The sequence below is a fragment of the Bradyrhizobium sp. HKCCYLS3070 genome (assembly GCF_051167575.1).
Lineage (GTDB): Bacteria > Pseudomonadota > Alphaproteobacteria > Rhizobiales > Xanthobacteraceae > Bradyrhizobium.
Genome location: NZ_JBNPTI010000007.1, coordinates 50699 through 67767 on the forward strand (window position 1 = coordinate 50699; position 17069 = coordinate 67767).

Annotated in this window: 14 protein-coding genes; 3 read left to right on the top strand and 11 right to left on the bottom strand. The window is 66.9% G+C overall.

Going from position 1 to position 17069, the window contains the following annotated elements:
• Positions 1-152 precede the first annotated feature (152 nt).
• The 5 genes from ACQR03_RS21605 to ACQR03_RS21625 all read right to left on the bottom strand — a co-directional run bounded on the left by ACQR03_RS21605 (position 153) and on the right by ACQR03_RS21625 (position 4937).
• On the bottom strand, positions 153-515 hold the full coding sequence (locus tag ACQR03_RS21605) for a response regulator (protein ID WP_315717065.1): 363 nt from the start codon (positions 513-515) through the stop codon (positions 153-155).
• Positions 502-1884 (bottom strand): sensor histidine kinase, encoded by a 1383-nt coding sequence (locus ACQR03_RS21610; protein WP_316165647.1) that lies wholly within the window; start codon positions 1882-1884, stop codon positions 502-504. The genes ACQR03_RS21605 and ACQR03_RS21610 overlap by 14 nt, the downstream gene beginning before the upstream one ends.
• Positions 1885-2215: 331 nt before the next feature.
• Positions 2216-2521 (bottom strand): c-type cytochrome, encoded by a 306-nt coding sequence (locus ACQR03_RS21615; protein ID WP_315717067.1) that lies wholly within the window; start codon positions 2519-2521, stop codon positions 2216-2218.
• A 12-nt stretch (positions 2522-2533) separates the two neighbouring features.
• Positions 2534-3283, bottom strand: a complete 750-nt coding sequence (locus ACQR03_RS21620) for a CBS domain-containing protein (protein WP_316171997.1) — start codon at positions 3281-3283, stop codon at positions 2534-2536.
• Between the two features lie 91 nt (positions 3284-3374).
• Entirely contained in the window at positions 3375-4937 is a 1563-nt protein-coding gene (locus tag ACQR03_RS21625) for an AMP-binding protein (RefSeq protein ID WP_434841863.1), read from the bottom strand.
• 323 nt (positions 4938-5260) lie between these two features.
• Between ACQR03_RS21625 and ACQR03_RS21630 the strand changes: the two genes are divergently transcribed.
• A complete protein-coding gene (locus ACQR03_RS21630; protein ID WP_316193469.1) occupies positions 5261-6448 on the top strand; it encodes an ABC transporter substrate-binding protein in 1188 nt (395 codons plus the stop codon).
• A gap of 60 nt (positions 6449-6508) precedes the next feature.
• On the opposite strand, the gene ACQR03_RS21635 is transcribed toward ACQR03_RS21630, so the two are convergent.
• From ACQR03_RS21635 to ACQR03_RS21650, 4 genes are read right to left on the bottom strand one after another with little or no spacing between them, the layout of a single operon-like run.
• Positions 6509-6901 carry an MAPEG family protein gene (locus ACQR03_RS21635; RefSeq protein ID WP_315827924.1) on the bottom strand — a complete coding sequence of 131 codons (393 nt, stop codon included), beginning with the start codon at positions 6899-6901 and terminating at the stop codon, positions 6509-6511.
• A gap of 27 nt (positions 6902-6928) precedes the next feature.
• The gene (locus ACQR03_RS21640) at positions 6929-8011 is read right to left on the bottom strand and encodes a lipocalin-like domain-containing protein (protein ID WP_434841864.1); all 1083 of its coding nucleotides are present in this window, start codon (positions 8009-8011) and stop codon (positions 6929-6931) included.
• A complete protein-coding gene (locus ACQR03_RS21645) occupies positions 8001-10463 on the bottom strand; it encodes an FtsX-like permease family protein (RefSeq protein ID WP_434841865.1) in 2463 nt (820 codons plus the stop codon). Before ACQR03_RS21645 ends, ACQR03_RS21640 begins: the two co-directional genes overlap by 11 nt.
• A complete protein-coding gene (locus ACQR03_RS21650; protein WP_315717075.1) occupies positions 10460-11119 on the bottom strand; it encodes an ABC transporter ATP-binding protein in 660 nt (219 codons plus the stop codon). Before ACQR03_RS21650 ends, ACQR03_RS21645 begins: the two co-directional genes overlap by 4 nt.
• Before the next feature lie 256 nt (positions 11120-11375).
• Between ACQR03_RS21650 and ACQR03_RS21655 the strand changes: the two genes are divergently transcribed.
• The gene (locus ACQR03_RS21655; protein WP_434841866.1) at positions 11376-12680 is read left to right on the top strand and encodes an MFS transporter; all 1305 of its coding nucleotides are present in this window, start codon (positions 11376-11378) and stop codon (positions 12678-12680) included.
• 60 nt (positions 12681-12740) lie between these two features.
• Positions 12741-13616, top strand: coding sequence for a tetratricopeptide repeat protein (locus ACQR03_RS21660; protein ID WP_315827927.1), 876 nt, complete (start codon positions 12741-12743; stop codon positions 13614-13616).
• Positions 13617-13620: 4 nt separating this feature from the next.
• On the opposite strand, the gene ACQR03_RS21665 is transcribed toward ACQR03_RS21660, so the two are convergent.
• The gene (locus tag ACQR03_RS21665) at positions 13621-15336 is read right to left on the bottom strand and encodes an N-acyl-D-amino-acid deacylase family protein (RefSeq protein ID WP_434841867.1); all 1716 of its coding nucleotides are present in this window, start codon (positions 15334-15336) and stop codon (positions 13621-13623) included.
• A gap of 176 nt (positions 15337-15512) precedes the next feature.
• Positions 15513-16730 (bottom strand): MFS transporter, encoded by a 1218-nt coding sequence (locus ACQR03_RS21670; RefSeq protein ID WP_316171984.1) that lies wholly within the window; start codon positions 16728-16730, stop codon positions 15513-15515.
• Positions 16731-17069 lie beyond the last annotated feature (339 nt).

The window sequence follows — 17069 nt, forward strand, 5'->3', positions numbered from 1 at the left end:
ACGGCGCGACGTCGACGTGGAAACAGACGGTCGGAAGACGGAGACCGCCATAAGCGATTGCGCAGGCAGTTGCGGGGAGAGGTCGGCTTGTCTCGAAGATGCAACCGCTGCAGCCACGTCACGCGGAAGCTCGTCTCCCGCTGCAACAGACTTCACTGATGCAATTGCCGCTTCAGTGCAGCTACCAGCCGCGACGTCTGGAACGGCTTCGACAGCAGCGGTGCCGTGGCGAATTCTTCCGGGCATTGATCGACGGAATAGCCGGTGACTGCGACGAAGGGCACGCCGGCCGCGACCAAAGCGCGCGCGATCGGCGCCGATGTTTCCTGCCCGAGATTGACGTCGAGCACGGCGAGATCGCAGTGATTCCGCTCCAGCAGATGGAGGGCTTTGTGCACGGTCGCCGCCACGCCGACGACCGTGAATCCGGCGGCTTCGAGCTCGACCGCGAGGTCGAAGCCGATCATGGGATCGTCCTCGACGATCAGGAGATGAGTCTTCTCACTGTCGCGCATGATGACGGTCGCGGCAGAGGCGTTGCAGGGGGCACCTCAGGTGCCAGCGTAGTCCGGTCGGCAGGAACTCGACCTCGACCGTTCCATCCAGGCCGGCGCGTACCAGATCGGAAATCACCCGGCTGCCGAAGCCGGTGTGCTCCGGCGGCGCGACCTCAGGTCCGCCGCTTTCGACCCAGGTCATGTCGAAGCTGTCGTCGATGCGCGTCCAGCGGACCGCGATCCGTCCCTCGTCGTTCGACAGTGCACCATATTTGGCGGCGTTGGTGGCGAGCTCGTGGACTGCCATGCCGATCGACTGCGCGGCCTCCGGCGTCAGCTCGATCGGCGGCCCGTCGATCGCGATGCGGTCGCCGATCAAGTCGCTGAACGCCCCGAGCTGCGAGCGGACCAAGCCGCCGAGTGGAATGAAACGCCAATCGTTCTGGATCAGGAGATCCTGATTGCTCGCGATCGCCTGCAGGCGCTCCAGAAAGCGGTTGAGGTCGAGCTGGCGGCCGTGACGGGTCATCTGCCGGGCGATCGCCTGCACCAGCGACAGCAGGTTCTTGCTGCGGTGGTTCACCTCGGCCAGCAAGGTGCGCAACTGCTCCCTTGTCTGGCGCTTGTCGGTGATGTCACGCACGATCTTGGAGGCGCCGATGATGCGGCCGCTGGAGTCCCGGACCGGCGATACCGTCACCGACACGTCGATGAGCGCCCCATCCTTACGCAGGCGGATGGTCTCGAAATTGTCGATGATCGCGCCGGATAGGACGGTGGCGAGGATCCGGTCCTCCTCGGCCTGGCGCTCCTGCGGGATGATCGTGCGGATCGAGCGGTTGATCATCTCGCCTTCCGAGAAGCCGAAGATGCGTTCGGCGCTCTTGTTCCAGCTGGTGATCGTGCCGTCCAGCGTCTTGCTGACGACGCCGTCCGAGGACGAGGCGACGATGGCCGCGAGCATCGCCGCCGCACGCTCGGTCTTCTTCGACAGCGTGACATCGCGGATGACTTTGGAGATGCCGACAATCACGCCGGTGCTGCTGCGGATCGGCGAAAACGTGATGGAGACCTCGATCGGGCGTCCCTGCTTGGTCAGCCGGACGGTCTCGAAGCTCTCGATCGCTTCGCCCGCGTTGACCCTGGCGCGCAAGGCGCTCGCTTCTTCCGCCAGCTCGGGGGGGATGATCTCGGAGACGGATCTGCCGATCATTTCAGCCGCGGTGAACCCCAGCATCCGTTCGCTGGCCGCGTTCCAACTGCGGATGACGCCGTCGGCGGTGGTGCCGACAATGGCGTCGGCCGAGGACTCCACGATCGCCGCCAGATAGGCCGTATCGTCGTCGGTTACGCGTGGGGCGGGGGAGGCGCCGGGCATTCCGTGCACGTCGCAGGCTCCTTGCTAACAGGTCGGCAGAGAAGACGCCGTGCACCGGATTACCAACTTGTTTGTGTACAAATGCAAGGGCTATCTCGATCGCTGCTTGTTGTTGGTTTTTCCGGCAACGAGGACAGGACGATTTGCCGTCAGCAGACCCCCTTGGGGCCGTGCGACGTGCTCCAGCTCACGACGGCGAACACGGAGAACGCAGGCATGGGCGTTTTGTTCCAGGAGATCCTGCTAAATTGCCGCCGAACGTTCGGCGCCAGGGGTCCGCTTGCATCCGGACGCCGCCGACCGGGGGGGCGGCTCAACCCATTGGCGAATGTCGCATCAACTACTTCCTCAGGCTGAGGATGTAGCCTGCCAGGTCGGCCGCATCATTCGCACTGAGCGGATTGTTGGCCATCGTCGCGTGGGGAAGCAGGAGGAACTTGGCCAGCATCTCCTTCGTCACGTCATCCCTGGCCGCGATGGCGACGAACGGCCGGGCGCGCCGGAACTTGGTCGGCTCTGTGGCCACGGCGTGGCAGGCGGCGCACCAGCGCTCGGCGAGCTGGCGGCCGTGATCGAGATCCTCGGCGGCCGCCGGGGCGGACAACAGGACCAGCAGCAGCAGCGATGGTACGGAGGCACGTCGCACGCCCGGCTCTCCTCACAGCGGCTGGTCGTCGTCGGTCGACGGCTGGTCCTGCAGCGAGACGATGTCACCGCCGCCGAACTCGTCCTCTGGCGGCGGATAGACCCACATGTGGTCGCGCACGTTCCTGACGCCCTGGACGCTCTTGGCCGCCACGATCGCCGTGGCCCGCTCCTTCTCGTTGCGCACCGCGCCCGTGAGATGCGCGATGCCGTTGCGGACGACGACGTTGAAGCGGCAATGCTTGCAGGCGGCCTGGTCGAGTGAATCGAGGATGGCGTTGCGGATCCCGTCATCGTCAGGGGTGGGGCCTGGAACGGCAGTGGCGAGGTCGGCCACGGTTTGCAGGAAATCCGTATGGGTCACCACGCCGGCCAGCCGGTCGCCACTCATCACAGGGAGACGCTTGATGTTACGCTTCTCCATGATCTCGGCGATCTCCGCCAGGCTGGCATCGACGCTGACCGTGACCGGAGGCTGGCTCATGATGTCGCCAACCGTACGGCCGTGGGAATGGACGAAGTCGGCGCCGATGCGGCCGCGGCCGACCAGGAGGTCGAGCCAGCGGCCTTGCCTGCGTTCGGTGCCGAGCTCGGCGCGGCGCAGGAAATCACCGTCCGTGACCATGCCGACGAGCGTGCCGGACGCGTCGACCACAGGCAGCCCGCCGATGTGGTTGCGCAGCATGATCCGCGCTGCCTCGGCCACCGGGGTTCCGGGCGTCACCGCGATCACGGATCTGGTCATGATTTGATGAGCGCGCATGTCGTCGTCTCGTGCTGCGATCGCAATTAACGGAGAATAGCTGCGCGGCACCGCGCGCGCTTGACCAGGATCAATCCGAGGTCGTGCCGCCCTACACGATCCTTGACGTCTTGTTGCCCCAATAGCGGTCGCGCAGCAGGCGCTTGTAGAGCTTGCCGGTCGGCAGCCGCGGCAGCTCCTTCTCGAAATCGATCGAGCGCGGCACCTTCTGCCGCGACAGCGACTGCCGGCAGAACGCGATCAGCTCCTCTTCCAGCTCGGGCCCAGGCATGATGCCCGACATCGGCTGGACCACCGCCTTCACCTCCTCGCCGAGATCGGGGTTGGGCACGCCGAACACGGCGGCATCGGCGACCTTCGGATGCGTGATCAGCAGGTTCTCGCATTCCTGCGGATAGATGTTCACGCCGCCGGAGATGATCATGAAGGTGGCGCGGTCGGTGAGATAGAGATAGCCGTCGGCATCGACATAGCCGACGTCGCCCACGGTGCTCATGCTGCCGTCGGCCGAACGGGCCTCCTTGGTGCGCTCGGGGTCGTTGAAGTACTCGAACGGCGATCCTGTCTTGAACCACACCGTGCCGGCCGTTCCTGTCGGGCACGGCTGCATGGTCTCATCGAGAATGTGCAGGTCGCCGAACAGCACCTTGCCGACGGTGCCGCGATGCGCGAGCCATTCCGCGCTGTCGCAGGCGGTGAAGCCGAGGCCTTCGGTGGCGCCGTAATATTCGTGGATGATCGGCCCCCACCATCTGATCATGTCCTCCTTGACCTGTGCCGGGCAGGGCGCGGCGGCATGGATCGCGACCTCGAGCGAGGAGAGATCATAGCGCGTGCGGATCTCTTCCGGCAGTTTCAACATGCGCGAGAACATCGTCGGCACCAATTGCGTATGCGTGATGCCCCATTGCTCGACCAGTTGCAGGTAGCGCTCGGGGTCGAACGTCTCCATGATGATGGCGGTGCCGCCGACGCGGATGGTGAGGTTGACCGCGGCCTGCGGCGCGGAGTGATAGAGCGGCGCCGGCGACAGGTAGATCATGCCTTCGCGGTAGCGCCACAGTCTTTCCAGGAAGTCGAAGATCGGAAGCTGCTGAACCGGCGGCTGCTCGGGCAGCGGCCGCAGGATGCCCTTCGGCCGGCCCGTGGTGCCGGAGGAGTACAGCATCGCGGTGCCGACGCATTCGTCGGCGATCGGCGTCGCCGGCAGGCCGGCCGTGGCCTCGGCGAGGCCGACGATCCGCTCGCTCTCGCCAAGTTCGTCCCGTCGGCCATCGGCGACGATGCAGAGCTCGATGTCGGGCGCCTCCTTCAGCGCCTCGCGCGCGACGTCGAGCTTGGCGAGGGAGGTGATCAGAAGCCGCGACCGGCTGTTATTGAGGATGTAGGCCAGCTCGCCGGGCGTGAGGTAGGAGTTCACGCAGGTGGAATACAGCCCGGAGCGCTCGCCGGCGCCGCACGCCTCCAGATAGCGGCTGTTGTTCTCCATGAAGATCGAATAGTGGTCGAGCCGCTTCAGGCCGCGTTGGCGGAACAGATGCGCCAGCCGGTTGCTGCGCGCTTCCAACTCGCGATAGGTCACCGCCTCGCCGGTCGAGGCCATGATGAAGGCAGGCTGCAATGGGCGCAGCCGGGCGTGCTTGCCGGTGTACATGTGTCCTCCTGCCGATGCGCGCAGCTCGCCGCGGCGCGGCGCGCAGGCGGGAGGAAGGCGCCTGCCGCGGCACCTCGGCATGGCGACGCGATGCAGACGGTGCTGCCTCACGCGTCCAGGCGGTTTCCTTCCCTGCGCACCATCCCGGCGGGACGGCTCGTTGTTTGGACGCGAATGTAGCGGAGGAGCCTGCGTCTCTCAACATGGCTGTCAGCCGATTGGCTGAGGCGGGAAGGGATGGGCGTGGCCGGGGTTCTGGCATAGCATGAGCGCGCATTCCAACGAATGACATCTCAAGACCAAGAAATGCGGGGAGAGACCATATGAAATCGGGTTTGCTGGCTTTTGTGGCCGTCGGTGCGCTGCTGGCGGCGGCGCCGGCGTCGGCGCAGGTCAAGATCGGCATCCTCAACGACCAGTCGGGCGTCTATGCCGACTACGGCGGCAAATATTCCGTCGAAGCGGCCAAGATGGCGATTGAGGATTTCGGCGGCGAGGCGCTGGGGCAGAAGGTCGAGCTGGTCACCGCCGACCATCAGAACAAGCCCGATCTCGCCTCGTCGATCGCGCGGCGCTGGTACGACACCGAGGGTGTCGACATGATCACAGAGCTGACGACCTCCTCGGTCGCGCTGGCGATCCAGGATCTGTCGAAGGAGAAGAAGAAGATCGACATCGTCGTCGGTGCCGCGACCTCGCGCATATCAGGCGATGCCTGCACGCCCTACGGCTTCCACTGGGCCTATGACACCCGCGCGCTCGCGGTCGGCACCGGCGGCGCGCTGGTCGAGTCCGGCGGCGATACCTGGTTCTTCATGACCGCCGACTACGCCTTCGGCTATGCGCTGGAGAAGGACACCAGCGATATCGTGACGTCGAAGGGCGGCAAGGTGCTGGGCTCGGTGCGCATCCCGCTCAACTCGTCGGACTTCTCCTCCTTCCTGCTGCAGGCGCAGAGCTCGAAGGCCAAGATCATCGGGCTTGCCAATGCCGGCCTCGACACCACCAACTCGATCAAGCAGGCGGCCGAGTTCGGCATCGTCAAGGGCGGGCAGAAGCTCGCCGGCCTGCTGATGACCCTGTCCGAGGTGCATGGCCTGGGGCTGGAGGCGGCGCAGGGCCTGATCCTCACCGAAGGCTTCTACTGGGATCGCGACGACAAGTCCCGCGCCTTCAGCGAGCGCTTCATGAAGCGCACCGGCCGGATGCCGAGCATGATCCACGCCGGCACCTATTCCGCGACATTGTCCTATCTGAAGGCGGTGAAGGCCGCCGGAACCAAGGACGCCGACGCGGTGGCGGCGAAGCTGAAGGAGCTGCCGGTCGACGACGCCTTCGCGCAGGGCAAGGTGCTCGCCAACGGTCGCATGGTCCACGACATGTACCTGTTCGAGGTCAAGAAGCCGTCGGAATCGAAGAAGCCGTGGGACTACTACAAGCAGCTCGCCACGGTGCCCGGCGACAAGGCGTTCTTCACCGCCAAGGAGAGCGGCTGCCCGCTGACGAAGTGATCGTCACACCATCGCTGTCGTCGCGGCGAAAGCCGGGACGACGGGCGATGGGTGCAGCAATCAGCCGTGCAGCATCCGCCACAGGATGGCGATCAGCGCGCCGGCGAGGAGTACGGATGCGGCGAGCGCCTGCACGCCGAAACCGGGGCCGCGCTTCTCCGCGGCCTTCGCATAGGACACCATGTACATCGCGCGGCCCGCGATCCAGACGAGGCCGATCAGGGCCGCGATCGGGTCGCTGATATAGATCGCGAACAGCCACAGCGCCGGCAGGAAGATCGGCATCCATTCAAGCGTGTTCACTTGCACGCGATAGGTGCGCTCGAAATCGAGATTGCCGGTGACGGCCGGCGCCTTGACGCCGAACCTGGCGCGCGCTTGCGCGACGCGGACCCCCATGTAGAAATACAGCATGAGCGCGAGCACGGTGACGAGTGCGGTGAAGTGATACATGCGCGGTTCCCCCCTGATGACGGCTTTTCAATATCCCGTCAGCTCGAGATAGCCCACCCCGGTGTGGCTGCCCTTGAAGCTGATCGGTCCCTCCCAATACGGCACGCGGGTGCCCATCCAGGCCTTGGAGTTGAGCGGCGCGGTATCGATGGCGATGCCGAGCGCTGATATCTCGACGCGCCAGCCGACCGGCAGCCTGCGCTCACCGATCGCAACGATATCCTTTGGCGTCATCACGATGCCCCCGGGGCCGAGCGCGCGCGAGACGCCGTCGGCCGTGATCCAGGTGCCGGACGTGTAGTCGCCATTGCCCTGCCGCATCCGGTACAGCATCAGCTTCTCGCCGCCGGAGAAATGCAGCGCGAACCAGTCCCAGCCGCTCTGGTCGGCGGCCAGCGGCTGGCTGCTCCATTCGCGGTCGAGCCAGGCCACGCCTGTCACCTCGACCGGCGTGTCGTCGAAATTGATCTGGCCGCGGGCGCGGTAGAACGGCTGGCTGTAATAGTAAGACGCCTGGCCGCGCTCGGATTTGCGGCTGTAGCCGCCGATGCCCTGCAGCACCACCGGACGGTGCGCCTCCAGATGCAGCGCGTAGGAGAAGTCCGGCCCGGCGGCGGTCATGTCGAGCGGCGCCAGCGATCGATCGTCGGTCGCGGCGGTGCCGCGCAGCTGCCAGTCATCGATCCAGGCCTGGAACGGCTTGGCCTCGACGCCGGCCTGGCCGACGCCGCCGCGCGCGAATTTCTCGGCGGAGCGATGGCTGTCCGCGCGCGTCACCGCGGCATGCGCCATCCAGAGCTGCTGATTGTCGAACCCCTCGGCTTGCAGTCCGGGCCGCGCCGCCGAGCGGAACAGCGTCCATTGCAGGCCATAGGCCTTGCCGCTGCTATCGTTGAGGTTTGCGGTGACGTACCACCACTCGATGCGGAAATCGTCGTGCGGCCCGTGATCCGCAGGGAAGCCGAACTCTCGTCCGGGCGTCACCGGTGCAAAGCCGTCGGCGCTGTCGCTCAGGCCCGCAAAGCCCTGTGCATGTGCGAGGCGCGGCAGTGCCAGCAGGCCGAGCCCGCCGATCAGGCCGCGCCGCGTGATCGTCGTTCTAGCGCTCAATGGTGAACGTCCTGACCAGATCGGCCGGCTGCATCCGGGCCAGCCGCAGCACCGGTAGCAACGAGGCGATCACCGCCGCGACCAGCGTGACGACCAGCAGCCGGATGAGCTGCAGCGGGAACACGTCGAACGGCAGCCGCCAGCCGAACGCTTTGACATTGACGATCGCGATCAGGCACCACGCCACGACGAGCCCGAGCGGCAGCGCGAGCAGCGCGGTCAGGCCGGCGAGCGACAGCGTCTTCAACAGCTCGACTTCGGCGAGCCGCCGCCGCGTCAGCCCGATGGCCCATAAGGGTGCGAGCTGCGGCAGCCGCGAGTTCGCCAAGGTCAGCAGGCTGGTCAGCAGCGCGATCGCGGCGACGCCCAGCGTGAAGGTGTTGAGCGCGCCGGTGACCGCGAAAGTGCGGTTGAAGATCTGCTTCGACTCCTGCTTCACGGTGGCTTGGTCGATGACGTTGCGGCCGTCCAGGCCGAATTTGTCGGTCAGCGCGCTGATCAGTCCCGGCACGTCGGCCGGCGCCGCGCGCACGGCCATGCGCGTGATGGGCGTCGCCGGGAAGCGGCGCGTCAGCGCGGCGACGTTGACCGTGATCTGGCCCTTGGGATTGCCGTAGTCGGCATAGATCCCGGCGATCGTGATGCGCCAGTCGCCGCCGGATGCGGGGAGGTCGATGCTGTCACCGACGGACAGATGGAGCCGGCGCGCCAACTGCTCGCTGACGAAGCCGGCGTCGCCGCGCACCAGCTGCTTCCAGGCGCTGTCGCCGGCCTGCAGCAGCGGCCAATGGTCGCGATAGGTGTCGTGATCGGGCAGGCCGAGAATGTCGATCGGCGCGCCCGCCAACTGCGTTTCGGCGCGTCCGCCCGGCAGCACGGCCTGGACATCGGGCCGCGCGCGCAGCCAGGTCTGGATGTCGCGCGCCTGCGCTTCATCCGCGGCGCTGACGTAGACGTCGGCGGCGAGCCGGCCATCGAGCCAGACCAGGAAGGTGCGGCTGAAGGTCTCGACCATCGTGGCGACGCCGACATTGACGGCGAGCGCGAGCAGCAGCGCCATCAGCGCCAGCGACAGGCCCGAGATCTGCTGGCGGCTGTCGGCCCAGAACCATTGCGCCAGCGCCGCGCGCGCGCCGCGCTCGCCGAGCCGCAGCACCAGCTCCAGGATCGCGGGCAGCAGCAGCGCCGCGCCGAGCATCATCGCCGCGAGCACGCCGAAGCCGGCCAGCAGCGACTGCCCGAGCCACAGCAGCAGGCCGGCGGCGACGAAGAAGGCGAGCGCGACCGCGCTCTGCAAGCGCAGCCAGCGCCGCTGTGCCTCCTGCCACGCATAGGGCTGCGCGGTGGAGAGGATCGGCAGCCGCATCGATTTGACCAGGCTGGTCGTCGCGGCTGCGAGCGCGCCGGCGATGCTGATGAGGAGGCCCGCAAACCACCATTCCGGCTGCAGGCTGAGCTCGCCCGGCACCTGCGCTCCATACAGGCCGCGCAGCGATGCCGCCACGTTCGGCAGCAGCGCGGCGGCGATGACGTAGCCGCACACCAGCCCGACGAGCCCTGCCACCAAGGCAAAGGCGATGAGCTCGCCGATCAGCACGCCGTTGAGCTGGCGCGCCGACACGCCGCAGGCGCGCAAGGTGCGCAGCACCGGCAGGCGCTGCTCGAAGGCGAGGCCGATGGCGGAATTGACGATGAACAGGCCGACGACGAAGGACAGCAGGCCGAAGGCGGTGAGGTTGAGGTGGAAGCTGTCGGTCAGTCGCTCCAGGTCGGTCTCGGCCTCCGGCTGCACGAGCTGTAGCCGGCCACCCGCGAACGACTGCAACGGCGGTCGTTGGACCGACGTCTTGCCGACCAGCAGCCGCGAAATCTGGCCGGGCCTGTCGAGCAGCCGCTGCGCGTCGCTGATATCGACCACGAGCACGCCGGGCGCGAGCTGCTGCTGCGCCATCAAGGGTGGCAGCAGGGCGTCGTTGCTGAGCCGCGGCGCCGTGCCGTCTTTCAGTCCGAGATCGGCCAGCGTCTCCGGCGAGATCAGCGTGCGATGTGGCGGTGTGAGAAAGGCCTCGAGCTCGCTGCGCCCGACCATCGGCGCATTGCCGACCTCCCGGGGGATGCTGAACGGCTCGATGCCGAGCAGCCGCACCGAGTGGCCGTCGATCTGCACGCGGCCTTCGAGCACCGGCGACACCGGCCAGCCGGCGCGGCGCAATTCCGCGAACACGCTCTGCGGCAGCATCTTGCCGTCGGTCGCGACCAGCATCGGCGTGCGCGCGCCGCCGAAGATCGCCGCGGCGCGATCATAGGAGCTGCGCGCCTGCTGGTTCAGCGCCTGCACGCCGCTCCACAGCGCGGTCGCCGAGATCAGCCCGATCAGCAAGGTCGCGAGCTGCATCGGATGCCGGCGCCAGTGGCTGAGCAGCACGGCGAGAATCCACAGCGCGCGCCTCATGCGATGCGCCCGCCATGCAGGTGGACGCGGCGGTCGAGCATCGCCGCGAGCCGCGCGCTGTGCGTCACCATCAGGAAGCCGCAGCCGGTGCGCGCGACGAGGTCGCGCGTCAGCGCCATCACCTCGTCGGCGGTGTCCTCGTCGAGATTGCCGGTCGGCTCGTCCGCGAGCAGCAGGGCCGGCTTGACCGCCAGCGCGCGGCCGATCGCGACGCGCTGCTGCTGTCCCCCCGACAGTTGCTCCGGATAGCGCTTGAGCAGCGACTTCAGCCCGAGCCGCTCGACAAGCTCGGTGTGCCACGCCGGATCATGCCGACCGGCCAGCCGCGCCTGGAAACTGAGATTGTCCTGAACCGACAGGCTCGGCACCAGATTGAACTGCTGGAACACGAGGCCGAGCCGCTCGCGCCGGACCGCCGCGCGTGCCGAATCGTCGAGCGCCCCGACCGAAACGCCGTCGAGCAGGATGTCGCCGCCGTCGGCGGCATCGAGCCCGGCGATGAGATGCAGCAGCGTGCTCTTGCCGGAGCCGGATTCACCGGTCAGCGCGACGCGCTCGCCGGAGGAGACGTCGAGGTCGACGCCACGCAGGACGTGGATCGGCTCGCCGCCGGATCGATAGGACTTGGTGAGATGACGGACGCTGAGCACGAGCATGATCGGGGTTGTTGCGTCACAACATAACAAGGGCCAACGCGAACATCACGCGCTCGTTCTTCGTGACGCCCCCGATGTGATGCCGGCCGCGCGCAATCAGGTTGCGAGGGTATCGCGATGCAGCCCAAGAGGGCGGATTCCCGCGTTGCAGCAATAACTTAGCGCGCCAGCCGGTTGCCTGCGAAGCCGCTTCGTGGGTAGCATCGTCAAAACGCCCGGACGACAGGGGCGGATCATGACAGAATGGGGAAGGACCATGGCCGCGCCAACGACGCTGAAGGGCACATCCCGCGCAAGCGCGACGCCGAAAGGCGCCTGGAAGATCACCTTCCTGCTGTTCCTGTTCATGCTGGTGAACTTCGCCGACAAGATCGTGGTCGGGCTCGCCGGCGTGCCGATCATGACCGAGCTCAATCTGAACGCCGAGCAGTTCGGCCTGCTTGGATCATCCTTCTTCTTCCTGTTCTCGATCTCGGCGATCGTCGTCGGCTTCGTCGTCAACAAGGTGCCGACGCGCTGGGTGCTGCTGGTGTTGGCGCTGATCTGGGCGCTCGCGCAATTCCCGATGGTGGGCACCGTCGGCTTCACCACGCTGCTGATCTGCCGCATCATTCTCGGCGCCGGCGAAGGCCCCGCGGCGTCCGTCGCCGTTCACGCGGTCTACAAATGGTTCCCCGATGAGAAGCGGGCGATGCCGACCGCGATCCTGTCACAGGGATCCGCCTTCGGCGTCATCCTCGCCGTGCCCGCGCTGAACTGGATCATCGTGAATCACGGCTGGCACTATGCCTTCGGCGCACTCGGCGTGGTCGGGCTGATGTGGAGCGTGGCGTGGCTGTGGCTGGGCAAGGAAGGGCCGCTGGCGGAGGTCGAGCTCGCCGGCTTGCGCGAGCGGCGCGTTCCCTATCTGCAACTGCTGACGTCGCGGACCTTCGTCGGCTGCGTCGCCGCGACCTTCGGCGCCTATTGGGCGCTGTCGCTCGGGCTGACCTGGTTCACGCCGTTCCTGGTGAAGGGCCTCGGCTTCTCGCAGCAGCAGGCCGGCTTCATCTCGATCCTGCCCTGGATCTTCGGCGCGTGCGTGGTGCTGACCACGGGCTTTGTGTCGCAGACGCTGATGGCGCGTGGCGTCTCCACGCGCATGGCCCGTGGCGTGGTCGGCGCGACGCCGCTCGTGATCGGCGGCGGGCTGATGGCGATGATGCCGCATGTCGACGTCGCTTCGGCAAAGATCGCACTGCTCGTGGTCGGATCGGGATTGTGCGGCTCGATCTACGTCGTCTGCCCGCCGATGATCGGCGAGTTCACCCCGGTCACGCAGCGCGGCGCCGCCATGGCGATCTACGGCGCGCTCTATACGCTCGCCGGCATCGTTGCGCCCCTCGTGATGGGCAAGATGATCCAGGCCTCTGGCAGCCTGCTCGAAGGCTACATGTCCGGCTTCACCATCAATGCTGTCATCATGGTGATCTCCGGCCTGCTGGGTCTGGCGCTGCTCTGGCCCAACAGCGAGCGTGCCCGCCTGCAGGCGCAGCAGGGTGTGGCGCCGGAATTTGCGTGATACAACCCCCGCCCGGGGTCATCAGGAGGCGGCCTCGCATTCACCCGCGTGAGGTCCCGCATGATGCGCCTGTTCTCTCATATGCTGCAGTACTGGCGCGGCGTGCGATGCCTGACGATCGAGGACTTCTCGGGCGCCATCTTCCACTTCAGCAAGGTGGTCCAGCTCAACCCGCGCAACCATTACGCTTACCACAATCGCGGCGTGGCGCTCCAGGGCATGGGCAGCTACGCCAGCTCGATCGAGGATTTTGGTCTCGCGCTCAAGCTCAAGCCCAACGCGCAGACCTACGGCGCCCGCGGCGTGTCACGCAAATTCCTCGGCGACTTCGACGGCGCCATTGACGATCAGACGCGTGCTCTCGCGCTCGAGCCCAGGCTCGCGGCGGCTCATGGCGAGCTCGCGTACCTTCATCATGTGAAGGGCGATCTGGATCGCGCGATCGCCCAGAGCACGACAGCAGTCGGCCTCGCGCCCAAAGACCCGGTCATGCATCGGGGACGTGGCTATATTCAGTTCTGCTGCGGCAGGTTCGAAGCCGCGGCAGCTGACATGGAACGATCGCTCGCGCTCCAGTTCGAGCCCTATGCGGCCCTGTTTCGTTACCTGTCGCTGGCTCGGTTGCCGGGGCGCGCCAAGCCAGATCTCGCTTCTTTCGCGGCGTACTGGGCGGCGGGGCAGTGGCCCTGGCCCGTGTTCGATCTTCTCATGGAGCGTTCGACGGCGCAGCAGCTGTTGAACGCGGCGGCAACGGCTCCAGAACAGGCTGAAGCCTATTTCTACATCGGTGAGTGGCATCTCCTGCACGGCCGCAAAGACGAGGCCGGCAGGGCACTCGAGATCGCGCTGCGCTCGTTGCCACCCTGGTTCAACGAGCATCCCGCCGCGCAAGCCGAGCTTGCAAGGCTTGCCGAGACAGTCGCCGCGGCCAGTTGACGTCTCAGCTCAGCTGGCGCGCACCCCTCACCAGCCGCCCGGGCCGTGCGCCGGTGGCTTCGCCATGCCGGCGTGTCACCACGCCCGATACGATCGTCGCCTCATAGCCGTCGACCTCCTGCATCAGGCGGCGGCCGCCGACCGGCAGGTCGTAGTGCACCTTCGGCGGATGCAGATGCAGCCGGTCGTAGTCGATGACGTTCACGTCGGCCTTGTAGCCTGGCGCGAGCAGGCCGCGATCGTCGAGGCCGACGGAGAGCGCGGTCTTGCGCGACTGCGCGGCGACGACGAACGGAATGGAGAGCTTGTCACCGCGCCTGCGGTCGCGGGTCCAGTGCGTCAGCAGATAGGTCGGGAAGCTGGCGTCGCAGATGATGCCGCAATGCGCGCCGCCGTCGCTGAGGCCGGGCACGCTGCGCGGGTCGCGCAGCATCTCGTAGGTGGCATCGAGATTGCCGTCGGAATAGTTGAGGAACGGCACGTAGAGCATGCCGCGCCCGCCATCCGTGAGCATCGCGTCATAGGCCAGTTCCTCGGGACGACAGCCGCGCGCGCGGGCCTGGGCGCCGAGTGACCGCGCCGGCGGCTGCTCATAGTCCGGCGGATCGCCGAGCAGATACATCTTGTCGTAGTTCGGCTTGAAGAACAGCGGGTCGTCGGTCGCGCTGGCCTGCTCGCCTAGGATGGCCGCGCGCAGCGCCGGATCGCGCATCCGCGCGACGCGCTCATCCAGCGGCAGATGCGCGATCGCCTGGTAGCTCGGATGCGTCTGCAGCGGGTTGCGCGACAACTCCAGCCCAAGCAGCAGCCCAACCGGGCGCGCCGCGATCTGCGCCGTCACCGACAGGCCGCGCGCGGCGGCGGCGTTGATTTCGGCCAGCGTCTGCCGCCAGCGTTGCGGCGCGCGGTCGTTCTGCGTCACCGAGAACGAGATCGGGCATTTCGTCGTGTCGGCGATGCGCAGCATCATCGGCAGGTCTTCGTGGATGGTGGAGATGTCGAGCACGAATTGCAGCACGCTGCGGCCGGCGCCGTGCATGGCCTGCGCGATCGTCGTCAACTCGTCCTCGCCCGCCTTGAGCGTCGGCGTGTAGTCACCGGTCGATGTCCGATGGTTGAGCGTGCGCGAGGTCGAGAAGCCGAGCGCGCCGGCCTTGACCGCATCGCGTGCCAGCGCCGCCATGGCGCGGTTGTCGTCGGCGGTGGCCGGATCGTGGCGCGCGCCGCGCTCGCCCATGACATAGACGCGCAGCGCTGCATGCGGCAGCTGCGCGCCGATGTCGAGATCGAATTCACGCTTGCCGAGCCACTCCATGTAATCCGGAAAGCTCTCCCATTCCCAGGGAATGCCGGCTTCGAGCACCGGTTCGGGGATGTCCTCGACGCCCTCCATCAACTGGATCAGCCGCTGATGATCGGCCGGCCGGCACGGCGCGAAGCCGACGCCGCAATTGCCCATGATCGCGGTGGTGACGCCGTTCTGCGACGACGGCGAGATGTCATGGCTCCAGGTCACCTGGCCGTCGTAATGGGTGTGGACGTCGACGAAGCCTGGTGTCACGAGTTTGCCGCGTGCGTCGATCTCCTCGCGGCCGGATGCGTTGACCTTGCCGACCTCGACGATGCAGCCGTCCGCAATCGCCACATCAGCTTCGTAGAGTTCGCCGCCCGAGCCATCGGCAATGGTTCCGCCGCGGATCACGAGATCTGGCTGCGTCATGGCGTGTCTTCCCCGGGTGTTGTTGTTGGCCGCATCATCGGCCAGGGAACGGTGATGTCAACACGCCGGAAGTGGGGGCAGCGTTGCGAGAGAAGCCACCGCCGCAGTCATGGGGACTGCGCTCATCTCCTGTGTCCGGGCGCTTTGACGATAAGCTTGATAGTTGCGACTAACAGCTACGCCTTGGCCTTCTTCGGCTCGGTGAAGAACGCGAGCACGATCGTCAGCAGCATGAACACGACGGAGGTGCCGAACACCCAGCGCGGCGCGTTCATGTCCATGATCCAGCCGAACAGCAGCGGGCTGACCACGCCGGCGAAGTTGAAGCCGGTCGACACGATGCCGAAGGCGCGGCCGGCGGCACCCGGAGGGGCGGCGTTGCGCACCAGCATGTCGCGCGACGGCGCGATCACGCCGCTCATGAAGCCCGCGACCAGCATGATCGCCGTGAGCAGCACGGTCGGCAGGTTGATGAAAGTGATCATCAGCACCAGCACGGCGTTGATCGCATAGGCGACGGCCGCGACCAGGTTGTGATGGCGGATGCGGTCGGCGAGCTGGCCGCCGGCGAGCACGCCGACGGCGCTGGCGCCGAGGAACGCGGTCAGTGCGATGTTGGCGGTCGAGAACGAGATGCCGTAGCCGTTCATGAGCGCGACAACGCCGAAGCTGGCGATGCCGGCGTTGGACAGGCTGAGCAGCATGAAGAACACGGTCAGCAGCATCAGCATCGGCGTCAGCAGGCTGGGCTGTTTGACCTTGCTGCCGTCGGCGCTGGTGTGATGCGGATGCGGCGGCACCTCGGGCACGTTGCCGACGAGCAGCAGCAGCGCGGCGAGCGGTCCGACCAGGCCGGCTGCGATCAGCGCGCCGGAGCCGCCGACGGTCGTGACCAGCGCCGCCATCACGGCGGGCGCGACGGCGCCGCCGAGATAGCCGGCGAAGGTATGCACACCGAACGCGCGGCCCATGCGCTTCTCTTCCATGTGTGCGGCCAGCAGCGCGTAGTCGGAAGGATGGTAGACCGCGTTGGCGAGGCCGAGCAGCACCGCCGAGACGACAAGGCTGGCATAGCTCAGGTAGACGCCGAGCATCGCCAGCGACAGGCCACCGAGCGTCAGGCCGATCAGCAGGATGCGGCGGGCACCGGCGCGGTCGACCAGATAGCCGACGGGCGCCTGGGTCAGGGCCGAGACGACCGCGAACACGGTGAGCGGAAAGCCGAGCTCGATGTAGCCGACGCCGAGCTTCTCCTTCAGGTAGGGAAACAGCATCGGCAGCACCAGCATGTGCAGATGGCTGACCCAGTGCGCCAGCGAGATCAGCGCCAATGTGCGCAGCGGCGAGGCGGCCCGGACCGGAGCATGTTGCGGTGCGGCGAGAACGTCAGCCATGGTCGATCCGTTGGCCCCCGGCGTCAGCGATGGAAAGGAGGGCGCGTTGCCGGCAAACCGCCGATGCTCCCGAAATCAGGGGCGCGCGCGACACAACGCCACACTATCGTAATGCGGTTCATTGTCCATGAACGCCCGCGCATGGCACCTGCGCGGGATGGCCGGCGGCCGAGGGGCGGCTTCCCTCCGCGGATGACGTTCCAGATGACGTGGGGCGGAGATGTAGGGTGGCAGCTCCAACACCGGTGTCGTCCCTGCGAACGCAGGGACCCATAACCACCGGCGGACGTTTGTTGCGCGACTCGTGCAACGGGCAGCCTGCCTCAAGTGAGATCACGC